This window comes from Pseudocitrobacter sp. 73 (assembly GCF_008369545.1).
In the GTDB taxonomy this organism is placed as follows: domain Bacteria; phylum Pseudomonadota; class Gammaproteobacteria; order Enterobacterales; family Enterobacteriaceae; genus Pseudocitrobacter; species Pseudocitrobacter vendiensis.
The window spans coordinates 126104-141935 of sequence record NZ_VTZO01000015.1 but is presented as its reverse complement, the minus strand read 5'-3'; the positions used below and the strand labels follow the sequence as shown (position 1 = coordinate 141935).

General features: G+C 50.8%; 15 protein-coding genes and 1 other RNA gene. 12 read left to right on the top strand and 4 right to left on the bottom strand.

All coding sequences use genetic code 11. The features are described 5' to 3' along the window. On the bottom strand, positions 1-474 hold the full coding sequence (agaV, locus tag F0Q32_RS16655; protein ID WP_149463959.1) for a PTS N-acetylgalactosamine transporter subunit IIB: 474 nt from the start codon (positions 472-474) through the stop codon (positions 1-3). Positions 475-501: 27 nt separating this feature from the next. After that, positions 502-1782, bottom strand: coding sequence for a tagatose-bisphosphate aldolase subunit KbaZ (gene kbaZ / locus F0Q32_RS16650; protein ID WP_149463958.1), 1281 nt, complete (start codon positions 1780-1782; stop codon positions 502-504). 249 nt (positions 1783-2031) lie between these two features. On the opposite strand from kbaZ, the gene F0Q32_RS16645 reads away from it, so the two are divergent. Further along, complete coding sequence (locus F0Q32_RS16645) at positions 2032-2838, top strand: DeoR family transcriptional regulator (protein WP_149463957.1); 807 nt, start codon at positions 2032-2034, stop codon at positions 2836-2838. 219 nt (positions 2839-3057) lie between these two features. On the opposite strand, the gene garD is transcribed toward F0Q32_RS16645, so the two are convergent. Then, positions 3058-4629, bottom strand: coding sequence for a galactarate dehydratase (gene garD, locus F0Q32_RS16640; protein WP_149463956.1), 1572 nt, complete (start codon positions 4627-4629; stop codon positions 3058-3060). Positions 4630-5044: 415 nt separating this feature from the next. Between garD and garP the strand changes: the two genes are divergently transcribed. The 10 genes from garP (at position 5045) to F0Q32_RS16585 (ending at position 15026) form a co-directional block, all read left to right on the top strand. Further along, positions 5045-6376: a galactarate/glucarate/glycerate transporter GarP gene (gene garP / locus F0Q32_RS16635; protein WP_149463955.1), complete on the top strand. Its 1332-nt coding sequence runs from the start codon at positions 5045-5047 to the stop codon at positions 6374-6376. A 28-nt stretch (positions 6377-6404) separates the two neighbouring features. Beyond that, on the top strand, positions 6405-7175 hold the full coding sequence (gene garL, locus F0Q32_RS16630; protein ID WP_149463954.1) for a 2-dehydro-3-deoxyglucarate aldolase: 771 nt from the start codon (positions 6405-6407) through the stop codon (positions 7173-7175). A 30-nt stretch (positions 7176-7205) separates the two neighbouring features. After that, a complete protein-coding gene (gene garR, locus F0Q32_RS16625) occupies positions 7206-8096 on the top strand; it encodes a 2-hydroxy-3-oxopropionate reductase (RefSeq protein WP_149463953.1) in 891 nt (296 codons plus the stop codon). Positions 8097-8192: 96 nt separating this feature from the next. Then, positions 8193-9338 (top strand): glycerate 2-kinase, encoded by a 1146-nt coding sequence (gene garK / locus F0Q32_RS16620; RefSeq protein ID WP_149463952.1) that lies wholly within the window; start codon positions 8193-8195, stop codon positions 9336-9338. Between the two features lie 32 nt (positions 9339-9370). Continuing rightward, positions 9371-9751: RNase P RNA component class A (gene rnpB, locus F0Q32_RS16615), an RNA gene on the top strand. A gap of 275 nt (positions 9752-10026) precedes the next feature. Further along, positions 10027-11433, top strand: a complete 1407-nt coding sequence (locus F0Q32_RS16610) for a tyrosine-type recombinase/integrase (RefSeq protein WP_226876165.1) — start codon at positions 10027-10029, stop codon at positions 11431-11433. Positions 11434-11741: 308 nt separating this feature from the next. Next, a complete protein-coding gene (locus tag F0Q32_RS16605) occupies positions 11742-12134 on the top strand; it encodes a hypothetical protein (RefSeq protein WP_003844871.1) in 393 nt (130 codons plus the stop codon). Beyond that, positions 12121-12549 (top strand): hypothetical protein, encoded by a 429-nt coding sequence (locus F0Q32_RS16600; RefSeq protein WP_064179037.1) that lies wholly within the window; start codon positions 12121-12123, stop codon positions 12547-12549. The genes F0Q32_RS16605 and F0Q32_RS16600 overlap by 14 nt, the downstream gene beginning before the upstream one ends. Positions 12550-13131: 582 nt before the next feature. After that, positions 13132-14397, top strand: coding sequence for a primase-helicase family protein (locus tag F0Q32_RS16590; RefSeq protein WP_227660981.1), 1266 nt, complete (start codon positions 13132-13134; stop codon positions 14395-14397). Between the two features lie 338 nt (positions 14398-14735). Continuing rightward, positions 14736-15026, top strand: a complete 291-nt coding sequence (locus F0Q32_RS16585; protein WP_063155291.1) for a hypothetical protein — start codon at positions 14736-14738, stop codon at positions 15024-15026. Positions 15027-15072: 46 nt separating this feature from the next. On the opposite strand, the gene F0Q32_RS26580 is transcribed toward F0Q32_RS16585, so the two are convergent. Next, the gene (locus F0Q32_RS26580; RefSeq protein WP_064179039.1) at positions 15073-15279 is read right to left on the bottom strand and encodes a hypothetical protein; all 207 of its coding nucleotides are present in this window, start codon (positions 15277-15279) and stop codon (positions 15073-15075) included. Positions 15280-15478: 199 nt separating this feature from the next. Between F0Q32_RS26580 and F0Q32_RS16575 the strand changes: the two genes are divergently transcribed. Further along, positions 15479-15829: a hypothetical protein gene (locus F0Q32_RS16575; RefSeq protein ID WP_048998060.1), complete on the top strand. Its 351-nt coding sequence runs from the start codon at positions 15479-15481 to the stop codon at positions 15827-15829. Positions 15830-15832 lie beyond the last annotated feature (3 nt).

Genomic DNA, 15832 nt, shown 5'->3' with positions numbered 1-15832 from the left:
TCAGAGAAGTTTAAACAGATCCTGTGCGGGTTCTGTGGGGACGCCCTGGACAAAGCAAGCAACATTATTTGCCTTTAGTCCGTTGAACGCGGCGATATCCCGGGTATCGACGGAAACCGTTTTTGCGATTTGCTGTTTGCCGTTGACGTAGTGCATATTGCCGACGTTAATGCGGCTGACCGGAACGCCGCCTTCCACCAGTGCTAAAAAATCCGTTGGGTTTTTGCAAACCAATAGAATTTTCTGTCTGTCAGCGGCGCGGTGAATGTTGTCGATGACTTTTTGTAGTGACCAAAACCGTACAGCAATGCCTTCTGCCAGTACCATTTCCATGAGGTTCTGCTGAACGGGGTCTTCAGCCACTTCATCATTCGCGACCAGCACCAGATTTGCGCCAGCGAAACCCACCCACTGCACACCTACCTGCCCGTGAATCAGGCGTTCATCAATTCGGCTCAACACAATATTTGGCATAACATTTATCCTTTCTTTTCTTCTTTGTTATTGCGGCGTACAGGCTGCGTGATACTGACGCAGCACGTCCTGAATATGGTCGATGATCAATTCATGCACCGTCGCGGTGAGTTTGCCTTCGCGAACGCGCGCGTATTGCAGCGGTAAATATTGACTGAGGAGTGGAAGCGCGAGGGTTTCATGCTCCAGATTTCGTACTAACTGATGGTAAGCATCATCAATGCATTGATCGGGCCAGTAGTAGCGGATGCGGTCGGAATAGCTATAGCCTCGGGCCAGGCGGCGTACTGCGTTGTCTCCGTGGTAGTGGCTTTCCCAGTATTCTGGTTTTTCCAGCATGACATTTTCTACCACTGTACGAAGGCTGGCACTGGCACGAGAAGGGAGCAACTCTTCTTCAATGGCGCTAAGGGCAAAAAGCGCTTCCCGTAGCGCGAAGGTGAGCGCCGGGCCTACTTTAAGAATGGCAAAGTGATCGCAAACTAACTTTTGCAGCGATGCAGGATTCTGATAATCGGTCGAGTGCGCTTCAAAGATTAGTGTGTCGTAATCTTCGATCATTTGACTGAGTGCGGTGGCATTTTCAGGAACGTAATCGATAACCTGCGTGTTGTCGAATTCAACGCCTGGTTGAACGACAAGCCCGATGATTCTTGGCCAAATGGCAGTGAGCCCATGTTGTTCAAAGGCATCGTAATGAGCGCGTAGCGTCGCTTGCGCGGCAGAAGGCGTCGTCACTTCAAGTGTGTTTAGCGTTTCATGGGCCCCTCCCGGAACAGGCACTTCGGTACCGATGACGTAAACAAGGTCAGATTCACCAAACATCTCGCGGGCCGTTTCTTCGGCAATTGTCGCCAGTCGCGCGGCACGGCTGGCGACAATCGTGTCGGTCAGGGGAACAGGATCGTCGGCGCAGGACATGCTGCAATCAAGATGGATCTTTTTAAATCCGGCCTGAACGTAGCTTTTTATCAGATCTTCAGCGTGAGCCATGGCAGTAGCGGAGGATAATTTTTGCCAGCGATTTGGCCCTAAATGATCACCTCCAAGGATCAGATCCTCTGACGGGAAATGCCATTTGTTCGCCAGCTCTATAACAAATTGGCGAAAATCTACAGGTGTCATTCCCGTATAGCCGCCAAATTGATCGACCTGATTCGACGTGGCTTCTATCAGAAGCGGAGTTTGCATTTCACGGGCAAAGCGGATGGCGGCTTCAAGTACAACAGGATGTGCGGAACAGACCGCGTATATTCCTTTGGCTTTACCTTTTTTATGTTGCTCCACGACGTGCGTCAGATGTTTCACTTTCATCTCCCGGTAGGGTTTCGTGTCAGTAAATCTTTCGGTTTGTTTCATTTGATAGTGTATTAAGGTGATGTAAAAACAAAACGAAAGATAATAGAATTACGATCTGTTTCACAAAAGAAATATAACGAAAGGTTCTGGCGTGACTAAGAAACCGGTCTCTGCACCGTTTCCGGCTTGCTTTTTGGTAAAAGAAAGGGGTTAATAGACGAAACGAAATAAAACGAAAGATTAAGAAAAGGATTATCGATGAGCGACTCTACTTCTGCGGACAAACGGATGACGGGCACCAGTGAGCGCCGTGAGCAGATTATTCAGCGGTTACGCCAACAGGGAAGTGTTCAGGTTAATGATCTTTCTCACTTTTTCGGTGTATCAACGGTAACTATCCGTAATGATTTAGCGTTCCTTGAAAAGCAGGGGATTGCTGTACGCGCCTATGGCGGCGCGCTGATTTGTGAAACGGGTGCAACAAACATAGAACCTAGCCTGGAAGACAAAAGTGCGCTGAATACCGGTCTTAAGCAGCGTATTGCGCAGGTTGCGGCAGAACTGATTCATCCAGGGCATCGTGTGATCCTCGACTCGGGCACGACGACCTATGAGATTGCCAGGAAGCTGCGCCATCATCAGGGCGTAATCGCGATGACGAATGGGATTAACGTGGCTAATGCGTTGCTGGAAGCTGAGGGGGTTGAGTTGCTGATGACCGGTGGGCATTTGCGCCGACAGTCACTCTCTTTCTACGGCGATCAGGCTGAACAGTCTTTGCAAAACTACCATTTTGATATGCTTTTCCTGGGCGTGGATGCGATTGATCTTGAGCGTGGCGTCAGTACCCATAACGAAGATGAAGCGCGGCTGAATCGTAAAATGTGTGAAGTCGCTGAACGTATTATCGTGGTTACCGACTCCAGTAAATTCAATCGTTCGAGCCTGCATAAGATCATCGATACTCAGCGGATCCATACGATTATTGTTGATGACGGTATTCCGCAAGAGTGCCTGGAAGGGTTGCGGAAGACGGGGATCGACGTTGTCGTTGTGGCGGAATAAAACACGATCCCAGGGCGATGTCAGAGTGCTGACAAGGTGCGCGTTGTTATTGCCGGATGCGGCGTAAACGCCTTATCCGGCCTACAAAATAGTGCAAAATCAATATATTGAAGATAACTTGTAGGCCTGATAAGCGTAGCGCATCAGGCAATTTTGCGTTTGTCATCGGTCTGACATGGCCCTAAGGCCATGTTTTGCGAGGAATATTCCAAAAGGATATCAGGTAACCGGTGCCGGGTTAAACACCGCCAGCTGGTTATGCAGCCCCCACTGATCCGAGAAGGTTTTCTTCTTCCCGCTGGCGACGTCGAGAATAAACTGGAACAGCTTCCAGCCCACATCCTCAATCGTCTCTTCGCCAGTGGCAATAGTGCCCGCGTTGATATCCATTAAGTCGTACCAGCGGTTCGCCAGTTCGGTACGCGTCGCCATCTTAATGACCGGGACCGCCATCAGACCATACGGCGTGCCGCGCCCGGTGGTGAAGACCTGCACCGTAATACCGGAAGCTACCTGCTGAGTGCCGCAGACAAAATCGCTGGCAGGCGTGGCCGCGTAGATCAGCCCGCGTTTGGTTGGGCGCTGACCAGGTGACAGCACTTCCACAATGGCGCTTTTGCCTGATTTGGCAATCGAGCCGAGCGCTTTTTCCACCACGTTTGCCAGCCCGCCTTTTTTATTGCCCGGGGATGGGTTGGCGCTGCGGTCGGTTTTCCCCATATCGAGATAGTTATCGTACCAGGCCATCTCTTCCAGCAGGCGTTTCCCTACCTCTTCGTCAATAGCGCGCGGTGTTAGCAGGTGGATAGCGTCGCGTACCTCAGTCACCTCTGAGAACATCACGGTTGCGCCGCAGCGCACCAGCAGGTCAGACGCGTAACCCACTGCCGGGTTCGCCGTCACGCCGGAAAACGCATCGCTGCCGCCACACTGCATCCCGACGACCAGTTCAGATGCCGGGCAGGTCTCGCGCTGGCGTTCGTTCAATTTTTTCAGGTGACGTTCAGCGACCTGCAAAATGTCATCAACCATCGATTTAAAGCCGACGTGCTGTTCGTCCTGCAAACGTACAATGCTGGCGCTGTCGACCGGGATGGCATTCACATCCGGCGTGCCTTCCAGCAGACGTTCCGGCTGAAGTTTTTCACAGCCGAGACCAATCACCATGACCTCGCCGCCAAAGTTCGGGTTCAGGGCGATGTTGTGAATAGTGCGGATAGGTACGATGGCGGCAGGCGCATTAATCGCCACACCGCAGCCATAGAGGTGGTTCAGGCCGACGACACCATCAACGTTGGGATATTTCGGTAGCAGATCGCGTTCAATAATTTTGACGACATAATCGACAACACCCGCTACGCAGTGAACACTGGTGGAGATCCCCAGCAGATTTTTCGTTCCCACGCTGCCATCGGCGTTGCGATAACCTTCAAAGGTGTAACCCTCAAGCGCAGGTAGCGGTTCCGGTACTTTGGTGGCCAGCGGCAGCGTATTCAGCGGCGGCGCTTCCGGCAGCGACACGGTGGATTCGTCGATCCAACTGCCTTTCACGATATCGCGCACCGCATAGCCAATGACTTCGCCATAGCGAATAATTTCGCCATTAGCGGGAATGTCCACCAATGCCACCTTATGGCCTTGTGGAATATGTTCAATTAACTCCAGCCCATCAGGAAAACGTGTTCCTGCTTTTAAGCCATTATCATTAACAATAATCGCCACGTTATCCGTATCGTGCACTTTTATATAAAATGCTTTCGGCGCGTCTTGGCGAATTTCGATGTTAGCCATTGTCCAGTATTCTCCAGCCAGGTGGTAAACCTAAAAATTACAATAAAGGGTATCGCTTTCTGACGAAGCAAAAGTATTACATCGCGTGATGGCATAAAGAATGTCAGGAGTTTAACGGTAAAAATGTGACGCAGATCACTACTTAATAGCCTGTCAGGCCAGCTATGACGGGTAATACGTAAATCTGTGCATCAGCGCCCAAAGTCATGGGCGTATGCACAATAGTATGCAATATTAAAATATTCAAATTGTGTAATTGCACAGTGTGTAGACCAGCAATGCTGATTATACTGAATCACGATTTCATTGTGTCTGGTTAGTTATCCGATATTCCTGCTGTCGATAAATAATCAGTGAAATATGCCTTAGTAAAAAATAAATAATATAAGGCATCCTGTGCCCGAGGATAAATTAAATGATGCTGGATACTGCTGTCGAATCGAAGAAAGGTGTACCAACCCGATATTTAATCTTACTCATCATCTTTATTGTTACCGCCGTTAACTACGCGGACCGCGCTACGTTATCCATTGCTGGTACAGAAGTGGCCAAAGAGCTGCAATTGAGTGCGGTCTCGATGGGCTATATCTTCTCAGCGTTTGGCTGGGCTTACCTGCTGATGCAGATCCCTGGCGGCTGGCTGCTCGATAAATTCGGCTCGAAGAAGGTTTACTCTTACAGTCTCTTCTTCTGGTCACTGTTTACTTTCCTGCAGGGCTTCGTGGATATGTTCCCGCTCGCCTGGGCAGGTATCTCCATGTTCTTTATGCGTTTTATGCTTGGTTTCTCGGAAGCGCCATCCTTCCCGGCTAACGCACGTATTGTCGCGGCCTGGTTCCCGACTAAAGAGCGTGGCACCGCGTCCGCTATCTTTAACTCGGCGCAGTACTTCTCTCTGGCGCTCTTCTCTCCGCTGCTGGGCTGGCTGACCTTCGCCTGGGGCTGGGAGCATGTCTTTACCGTGATGGGCGTGATTGGTTTTGTGCTGACGGGGCTGTGGATCAAGCTGATTCATAACCCGACCGACCACCCTCGTATGTCGGCGGAAGAACTGAAGTTCATTTCTGATAACGGCGCCGTGGTCGATATGGATCACAAAAAGCCAGGCAGCACGACACAGGGGCCAAAACTCCACTACATCAAACAGTTATTGACCAACCGCATGATGCTGGGCGTGTTCTTCGGGCAATACTTTATCAACACCATCACCTGGTTCTTCCTTACCTGGTTCCCGATTTATCTGGTGCAGGAAAAAGGGATGTCGATTCTGAAAGTGGGCCTGGTGGCATCAATTCCGGCGCTGTGTGGTTTTGCCGGTGGCGTACTGGGCGGTGTGTTCTCGGATTATCTGATTAAACGCGGGGCCACCATTACGTTAGCGCGTAAGTTACCGATTGTGCTGGGTATGCTGTTGGCGTCGACCATCATCCTGTGTAACTACACCAATAACACCGCACTGGTGGTCACGTTGATGGCGCTGGCGTTCTTCGGTAAAGGGTTTGGCGCGCTGGGCTGGCCGGTAATTTCCGACACCGCGCCGAAAGAAATTGTAGGCCTGTGCGGCGGAGTATTTAACGTGTTTGGCAACGTAGCCTCTATCGTGACGCCGCTGGTGATTGGCTATCTGGTTAGTGAACTGCATTCTTTCAACGCCGCGCTGGTCTTCGTCGGCTGTTCGGCACTGATGGCGATGTTCTGCTACCTGTTTGTCGTCGGTGACATCAAGCGTATGGAATTGCAGAAATAATTAACGGTTAAGAGACAAGGTATAAGCGATGAATAACGATATCTTCCCGAATAAATTCAAGGCCGCGCTGGCCGCCAAACAGATTCAAATTGGCTGCTGGTCAGCGCTGGCAAGCCCCATCAGCACCGAAGTGCTGGGCCTGGCCGGGTTCGACTGGCTGGTGCTGGACGGTGAACATGCGCCAAACGATATCTCTACCTTTATTCCACAACTGATGGCTCTGAAGGGCAGCAGCAGCGCACCGGTGGTGCGTGTGCCGACGAACGAGCCGGTGATTATTAAGCGCCTGCTGGATATCGGTTTTTATAACTTCCTGATCCCGTTTGTGGAAACCGAAGAAGAAGCCGTGCAGGCCGTAGCCTCGACGCGCTACCCACCGGAAGGTATTCGCGGCGTCTCCGTTTCACATCGCGCCAACATGTTTGGCACGGTGCCGGACTACTTCGCGCAGTCGAACAAGAACATCACCATCCTGGTGCAAATTGAAAGTCAGCAGGGCGTCGATAACGTTGATGCTATCGCGGCGACCGAAGGCGTGGACGGTATTTTCGTTGGCCCAAGCGACCTGGCTGCGGCACTGGGCCATCTTGGTAACGCATCGCACCCGGATGTACAGAAAGCTATCCAGCACATTTTTGCGCGTGCAAAAGCACACGGCAAACCGAGCGGCATTCTGGCCCCGGTTGACGCGGACGCGCGTCGCTACCTTGACTGGGGTGCGACCTTTGTCGCCGTCGGCAGCGACCTCGGCGTTTTCCGTTCTGCCACGCAGAAACTGGCTGATTCCTTTAAAAAATAACCACCACCGCAATAAGAGAGAGAGACAATTATGACGATGAAAGTTGGTTTTATTGGCCTGGGCATCATGGGTAAACCAATGAGTAAAAACCTCATTAAAGCCGGTTACTCGCTGGTGGTTTCCGATCGTAACCCGGAAGTGATTGCTGAGCTGATTGCCTTAGGCGCAGAAACCGCAAGCACTGCCAAAGGTATTGCCGAGCAGTGCGATGTGATTATCACCATGCTGCCTAACTCCCCGCACGTGAAAGAGGTTGCGCTGGGTGAAGGCGGAATTATCGAAGGTGCGAAGCCGGGCACGGTTCTTATCGACATGAGTTCTATTGCGCCGCTGGCGAGCCGCGAAATCAGTGAAGCACTGAAAGCAAAAGGCGTGGATATGCTGGATGCGCCGGTCAGCGGTGGTGAGCCAAAAGCGATCGACGGCACGCTCTCTGTCATGGTTGGCGGCGACAAGGCGATTTTCGACAAATACTACGACCTGATGAAAGCGATGGCGGGCTCCGTGGTGCATACCGGTGAAATTGGCGCAGGCAACGTCACTAAACTGGCAAACCAGGTGATTGTCGCGTTGAACATCGCTGCGATGTCCGAAGCGCTGACGCTGGCAACCAAAGCGGGTGTTAACCCGGAACTGGTATTCCAGGCGATTCGTGGCGGCCTGGCGGGCAGCACCGTGCTGGAAGCTAAAGCCCCTATGGTGATGGATAGAAACTTTAAACCCGGCTTCCGTATCGATCTGCATATCAAGGATCTGGCGAACGCCCTGGACACTTCTCACGGTGTTGGTGCACAACTGCCGCTTACCGCTGCGGTCATGGAAATGATGCAGGCCCTGCGTGCTGATGGCCTGGGAACGGCAGACCATAGCGCTCTGGCGTGCTACTACGAAAAACTGGCGAAAGTGGAAGTCACTCGCTAAGGACGTTGTGCCCGGTGGCGCTTAGCTTACCGGGCCTACATTGTAGGCCGGATAAGTGAAACGCCATCCGGCGTTGTGCAGCAACAGGCTATCACTATGAAAATCGTAATCGCCCCAGACTCTTACAAAGAAAGCCTTTCTGCCTCCGAGGTAGCTCAGGCGATAGAAAAAGGATTTCGGGAAATATTTCCTGATGCGCAGTATGTTTCTGTTCCGGTTGCTGACGGCGGCGAAGGAACGGTTGAAGCGATGATTGCTGCCACGCAAGGCTCTGAACATCATGCGTGGGTCACCGGGCCTTTGGGCGAAAAGGTGAACGCCAACTGGGGAATGTCTGGCGACGGAAAAACCGCGTTTATCGAAATGGCGGCAGCCAGTGGGCTGGCGCTGGTTCCTCCGGAGAAGCGCAATCCACTGGTGACAACCTCTCGCGGTACCGGTGAGCTCATCCTGCAAGCGCTGGAAAGCGGCGCAACCAACATTATTATTGGCATTGGCGGCAGCGCCACTAATGACGGTGGTGCAGGCATGGTCCAGGCACTGGGCGCGAAACTCCAGGATGCCAATGGCACTGACATCGGTTTTGGCGGTGGCAGCCTTGAAAGCCTGAATTCCATCGATATCTCGGGCCTCGATCCCCGCATTCAACATTGCAGCATCCGCGTCGCTTGTGATGTGACCAACCCGCTAATCGGCGATAGCGGCGCATCCCGCATCTTTGGCCCGCAGAAAGGGGCTGACGAGGCGATGATCCGCGAACTCGATAACAACCTGTCGCACTATGCCGATGTGATCAAGACATCGCTGCGCGTAGACGTTAAAGAGGTGCCTGGCGCGGGCGCGGCAGGCGGCATGGGGGCTGCGCTGATGGCGTTTCTTGGTGCGGAGCTGAAAAGCGGCATTGAGATAGTCACCACCGCGCTGAATCTGGAAGAGCATATTCACGACTGCACGCTGGTGGTCACCGGGGAAGGGCGCATTGACAGCCAAAGCATTCATGGCAAAGTGCCGATTGGCGTGGCAAGCGTGGCGAAAAAGTATCATAAACCGGTGATTGGTATTGCGGGTAGCCTGACGCGTGACGTGGGCGTGGTACATCAATATGGTATCGATGCGGTATTTAGCGTGCTGACCAGTATCGGCACGCTGGAGGAGGCGTTTCGCGGCGCATTTGACAACATTTACCGCGCTTCACGCAACATCGCGGCCACGCTTGCGGTCGGAATGCGCAGTGCGGGGTGACAAGGGCGCGCAAACCCTCTATACTTCGCGCCGAAGCTGACCAGACAGTCGCCGCTTCGTCGTCGTCCTCTTCGGGGGAGACGGGCGGAGGGGAGGAAAGTCCGGGCTCCATAGGGCAAGGTGCCAGGTAACGCCTGGGGGGTGTAACAGCCCACGACCAGTGCAACAGAGAGCAAACCGCCGATGGCCCACGCAAGTGGGATCAGGTAAGGGTGAAAGGGTGCGGTAAGAGCGCACCGCGCGGCTGGCAACAGTCCGTGGCACGGTAAACTCCACCCGGAGCAAGGCCAAATAGGGGTTCATAAGGTACGGCCCGTACTGAACCCGGGTAGGCTGCTTGAGCCAGTGAGCGATTGCTGGCCTAGATGAATGACTGTCCACGACAGAACCCGGCTTATCGGTCAGCTTCAACTTCTTTAAAAACAATAAGTTGATGTATCTCAGGCACTTAGAAGAATAAATGAGATACAGAATGGGATACATCAACGATTGTTACCTACCTCATACGCTTCAGCGTAACGGCGTTTTTTACGCTTACTTCAGATTGTCTGATAATCAATTTTTCCGTTGCTCGCTTGGTACGGATAGCCCACGCCGATGTCAGTTCCTGATCTCCCGACTAACGCCATTCTTCGCTCTTTTGCGATCTGGTACTATCCACCGCGATCAGTTACAGAGAATCATACGAATGATGAAAAAGCTATCCCAGCATGACATTGATGCTTTCGTAGCCGCGCAACATGCAGAGATTTATGGCTATGTTGAGAATATCCCCGCCGACGCTCGCCAGCGAAAAATAAGGGGAGATGTAACCCCACCGTTATCACCAGATACTGGTCGGGCGTTCGCACAGTTTTTTCAAGAGTTCTATGAAGATCAACTCTTCAACGGCGAAGCATCCCCGACGGAATCTTTTTTTCTTGAGTCTCTGGCTCAGCGTTTCGATATTTCAGGTATGGAAAGTGCCATTGTCGCCGCAGCGTCAAAGTACGATATTCTTTTGCACCAGTCGCAGAAGGCCAATGCAGCTTTTCTGAGTAAAGATTTTTCGACGTACTCCCAGATCCTCAACGATCTGAAACAGAAAATCCCTCTACCTGTCGCAGTGTCTCCGGTTGAAGATTCTGCGCCAGCCATGACATTGCAAAAGGCATGGGATGGTTTTCTGGTGTTCAAATCAGATTGGAATCCGAAGATTCGGAAGGGGAACGAAAAGTACTTCATGGTCATCAGAGAAGTGCTGGGGGCTGATACGCCAGTGGACAAAATCACCCGCCGCGATATCAAAAACTTGCTGGAAGTGGTGGCGGGTCTACCCCGTCAGAACAAGAAGCCATATAACAAGATGACGGTTCGGGAGTGTTTAGATTTGGATGAGGTTCCCGAGGATGACCGTGTGGCACCGAAGACCGTTAAAGATTATCTGAAGCTATGCCAGGGGTTGTTCTCTACTTATCTAACATCTGAAATGGATATACTGGCATCTTCACCGACGCTAAACGTTCGTTATGAAGCACACAGCAAAAGCTATGGAGACTACAGCAAAACAGAAATGCGCAGGCTGGTGGCCCATTTCAAAAATCTATCAGGTTGGAAAAAGTGGATACCGCTCCTCCTTGCCTATACTGGTGCACGTCGGGCAGAGATCGCCAAACTAAAGCGTTCGGATGTTCGTCTTGATGATGATTCCCAGCGTTACTACATCATGATTGATGATACCAAAACCGAAGCAGGTACGAGGCAAGTACCGCTATCACTTCATCTGCTTGATCTTGGATTTTTGGACTATGTAGAGGGATTCTCTGCTGGCGATTCGCTTTTCCCTGACCTCACTAACTTCAACCAGATCACCCACTTTTTCCACGATATTCGTGAGGTTCTTGAGATCCCTTATCTCAATGATTATGGCGCTCGCCGCGTCGTGCACAGCCTTCGCCACACATTTATTACAGAAGCGCGAAAAACTAACGAGCTTACGCCAGTTCAGAAGGTGGTCGGACATGAGCATAGTGGGGAAGGGCAAACCCAGCGATACACCCACAAGTTTACTGTGACGAATTTACTTCCAGTGGTTGATGGTATTTGCTGGGACTAAACTCTCATCAACCTTCCTGTAAGTGCAGGGGGGATTCCCCCTACTTTTATAAATTATGGCAAACAGCGTGTTTTTCTCATCAGGTACGCCACCGCTTCCAATGGTTTAATTTATTGATTTTAATAGTGAAACTCATAAAGTGCTTGACAAATGAGAATGATTCGTGTTATTATGTAATTAAGGGGAAGATTTCCCCGACATCCCACCGAAACACATAAAATCCCGCAGGTGCCAGTTTCTGCCTCTTCTCCTTGGTAGGCTGGATCAATCCGCTTGCGGGTTTTTTATTACCATCAGGAAATCATTATTTGGAAAATAAAAACTTAGCGTCAATCGACGTAACGGACTCCGCACGTCTGCGCGGCAAGGTTGACCACACCACATGGCACGCGTGCAAATCGCGGCTAAAACTGCTGGGCCTGCCACAGACACCGAAACGAATCGGCTTCCTTCTCTGGCTGGAACACCAGCAACATCACGTCTTCACCTTTGAAGAGTACGTGGAGAGATGGGGCTACAACAACGCCCATCTGCATCTCAATGAGTATGAAAAAAGCGGACTTATCCATCATCGCGACGAGTATTTTCTTAGCGAAACTGCCACCAGCACCGATAGCCCATTCCGCTGTAAGTGCTGCAAGTCCATAAATCTGAACAAAATTCTTAAAGCAAAGGAGCGCATTATTAATGAAACTAACTAAAGAACAAACAGCCCTCATCCAGCGTCTTTATGACGAACGTATCACGCAAGCGGAAAAAGTAGCATTGTCCGAAGTCAGCACCACCATCGTCTTCAACGAGGTATTCCCGCTGGTCATCACTAAGGCGGCTGCTTATCTGGACAACGGTTACATCCTCAATCCTCAAGCCTGCAACCATTATCAATCTTCGCCTTTCTTCGAGGTGAGCATGTTTAAACCGGAGATTCTGCTGGTACAGGAACGCCAGGAGGCTGTAGCGGCGGCATCTGAACGTCTGAAGTCGGATATCGCCGCAGAAGTGTTGGAAATCGTCCGTCAACAACGCCAGCGAAAGCAGGAAGCAGCAGCAGCCGAACAGTCAGCCAAAGACGCTATCACTACTGAACAAGCGATCTTCGCAGCATTCGAGGTGTGATGGTAGACGCACAATTTCAACAGTTCGCTATGCCGTCAGATTCCCGGCGGTTAGCCTCCCGGCAACGCCCGGCTTACAGAGAAATGATGTCCTCACTCCAGGATGGTAAAGACCCGATTACGGGCACCAGACTAAATTCTCCATGCATCGACCATGACCACGATACAGGGACATGTAGGTTGGTCCTCAATCGCTCAACAAACACGTTTGAGGGAAAGGTGCGAGCCTTCCTAATTCAGCAGGGTTGGAAGCCGCAGCAGTTCGCTCAGCCGTTATTTGATGCATGGTTGGGACGTAATGACGCAGTAACCACGCAACTTTATGAGTTCGCTCTGGAGATCTGGCCCTACCTAAGCTGGGAACGCTTCCTAACGTACCTCCGAAATCTCGCCGTTTACTACGGGACAGCATGGGCGTACTACGACCACTTGCTTTATGAAAAGCCTTCAAAAACAGGATGCTAAGCCATGCAATTAATCGTTCCAAAAGACATTGAACAATGGCTGGACAATACGCGCGAACACCGTTCACGCGCAGCACAGATTATTAAACTTTTATACGACGCACAGGAGCACGACACCTATGACACAAGAGACGACCACACACACAGCCACACCCCCACCCCCAGTTGAAGCCTTCTCGCTTCACCTGCGTAGCCAGGGATACGCCCTGATTTCACTGCCTGGTGGCGTTAAGTTGCGCAACATCAACACAGGCACCGATCATAGTCTCGATTCCCTTGCGGTACATTACGCTCGTTTTTCAGGGAACTCATGGAATCCACTATGGCAGTCCGTTGTATTTCGAACACTTCCATACATTGCCCAAAGTATCTTCAATCCGGCGTTGCCGTCTGGCCTTTCTGACGATGGGATTCTTAATACATTTCGCAAATTCTCCAGTGACAAGTCTCCAGTAGACATCCTTACACCATGGTTTGAATACTTGGTGAGGATGTTCCCTGATGGAGACGATCGCGCCAACGTCTGCGCTTGGTTAGCTCACTGTTTCCAGCGCCCAGAAGAGCGTCCAACATGGCATCTTGTGATCCCATCTGATACCGGCACGGGCAAAGGATTTCTCTTCCAGAAAATACTTTCACCGCTGCTGGCGGGGCAAACAAAGCATTATTCGAGCTACTCCCAACTAACCGAAAAACATAACGGCGCGTTAGCCGATAATCTGATAATTGTTTTCGATGATCCTCCGAAAGCAAGCCGCCGAGTTGCAGAATCACTGAAGTCTATACAGACCGAACCAACAGTGGACATTAGACCGTTGTACGAGAATGCCCGTAAGGTAGCGACATACACGCGATTCATGACGTTTAGCAACAGTCCAACGCCAATAGAAGTTGACGATAACGACCGCCGGCACTATGCGACACACTTCATTAAGCACCAAGTGGATCACGATGAAACAGCAGCATTCATCGCACGCCTTAGCGACTGGTTAGAAGCTGGCGGGCTGGAGGCCGTCTATCGTTGGTTCATGCAATACGATCTCAGTGACTTCAATCCATACCGACCACCACACAGCGCAGCGTTGGAACGGATGAAACAGGCAAGTGTCTCCCCGGCAGAGTCAGAAGCGGCAGTATTCACCGAAAGCCACCAAGTGTTCTCTTTCAATGCTTTTCGTGAAGGTTGTCCGGCATTTAGTCGGGACAATGAAGCAACGGATTGGCTAAGTAAACACGGTTATACCAGCGCAAGATTATTCACACTCACTCGATTTAAGGACACTCCGTTAACAAAGGGTGCGCTTTGGTATCATTCTGACATGGATAAGGGACACGCCCGTGAATGGTATCTGTCGAAATACTACCCTCAGATCGAAGCTGCATAACAGCCCTAAAACGGCCCTGACAAAATAGAGCCGTACTATCCCAGCCCTTGGGAAATAAGGCCTAAACGGGGCAAGCGTCCCTAACGGCCCTAAATCTTTTTTTCTTATTCATTAAGACTGTGACAACCCAGTTGGAACATAACACGTGTCCAATCGTTCGTTATGCGTGGCACCTTGGCTAATGGCGAAGGTCGCCACCACGACGAAAACGCATGTTTGCTTAACAACTTCGTGTAAACGCGAAATTAAAAAAACTTATCTATCCCCTGATCCGAGGAATGTCGGACAGGATTCATCATTCCCCCAAATGGCGCAGTAGAGCGCCGGAGACTTTATCTATGGCAAGACAAAAAAACTCTGAAATTGATGCTCAGTTAAGAGCGTTGGGTGCACCAACAGGCGCTATAAACGGTGTTTACAACGAATGGGAGGGATTGCCTTTCGTAGAGGTAGTTCCTGGTTTCTTGGTTTTGCAGCAGGATCTGAACGATGTAATCCTACCAGCAGAATCGCGTGAGCCGATTAATTACGATCTGGAAGAGTTCTATCTGAACGTGAGTGGAAACCGAGCGTGGCGCTGGCGTATTGAAGATGGGCGGTTTATTGCCTCTACAGGCACTTGTGATTGATAAAAATGTACGGCAGGAGTGGCGTTTTCATCACATTGCTGTGCACTTACTTTGCATCATCGGTTTGAAAGGTTTTGGTATACGGACATTTCCCCTTAGTTACGTAGGTGAAGAGGTAATTGCTGTTCTGATACGTGCATAGCGTTTTCCCGCTCTCCGTCGTTTCCTGCTGAGGATCGGACATTGTGATCTGCTCTGCTGCCACAAACTGCGAGAACAATAGCCCTGATATCGCCAATATTACTCTTGTCACAAACTTTCTCCTTTGATTCCGTTGTCAAAACCCATCGCTCCCAACAACTGTGCATAGGGATTATAGTTTCAAGATTGATCAATTTAATCGATCAATTCAATGCAAATCGATCAATTCAATGCAAATCGATCGTTTTTATCAATTGATGGTTTTATAATGACTCCCGATGAATACCTAACTCACAGCAAAAAGGAAGACCATGAAAAGATTGATTCTCGCGGCGCTGATCGTTCTCCCCTTCGCCTCAAGTGCAACCACGTTCACCTGTAAGGCGATCCAGGAAGGGCAGATCGATTCTGGTAGCCAAAAATCCTCAGTCGAGACTCGTCTTGATGTTCAGGACAAAAGCATGAAAGTGAGCATGGGTGGTAAAACCTGGCGGCTGGGTTTCATTGGAGAGAAAAGTATTGCGAAGATGTACGCCACCCCAGACGGTGGAATAGCGGTTACTTACATTGACAACGGGAGTGATCCTGTTTTCGTTATGCGCCCAACTAACAACGACGGGCAGACCGCTATCTATACGCTTAGTTTGTGTTCTGAGGCTTAAAAT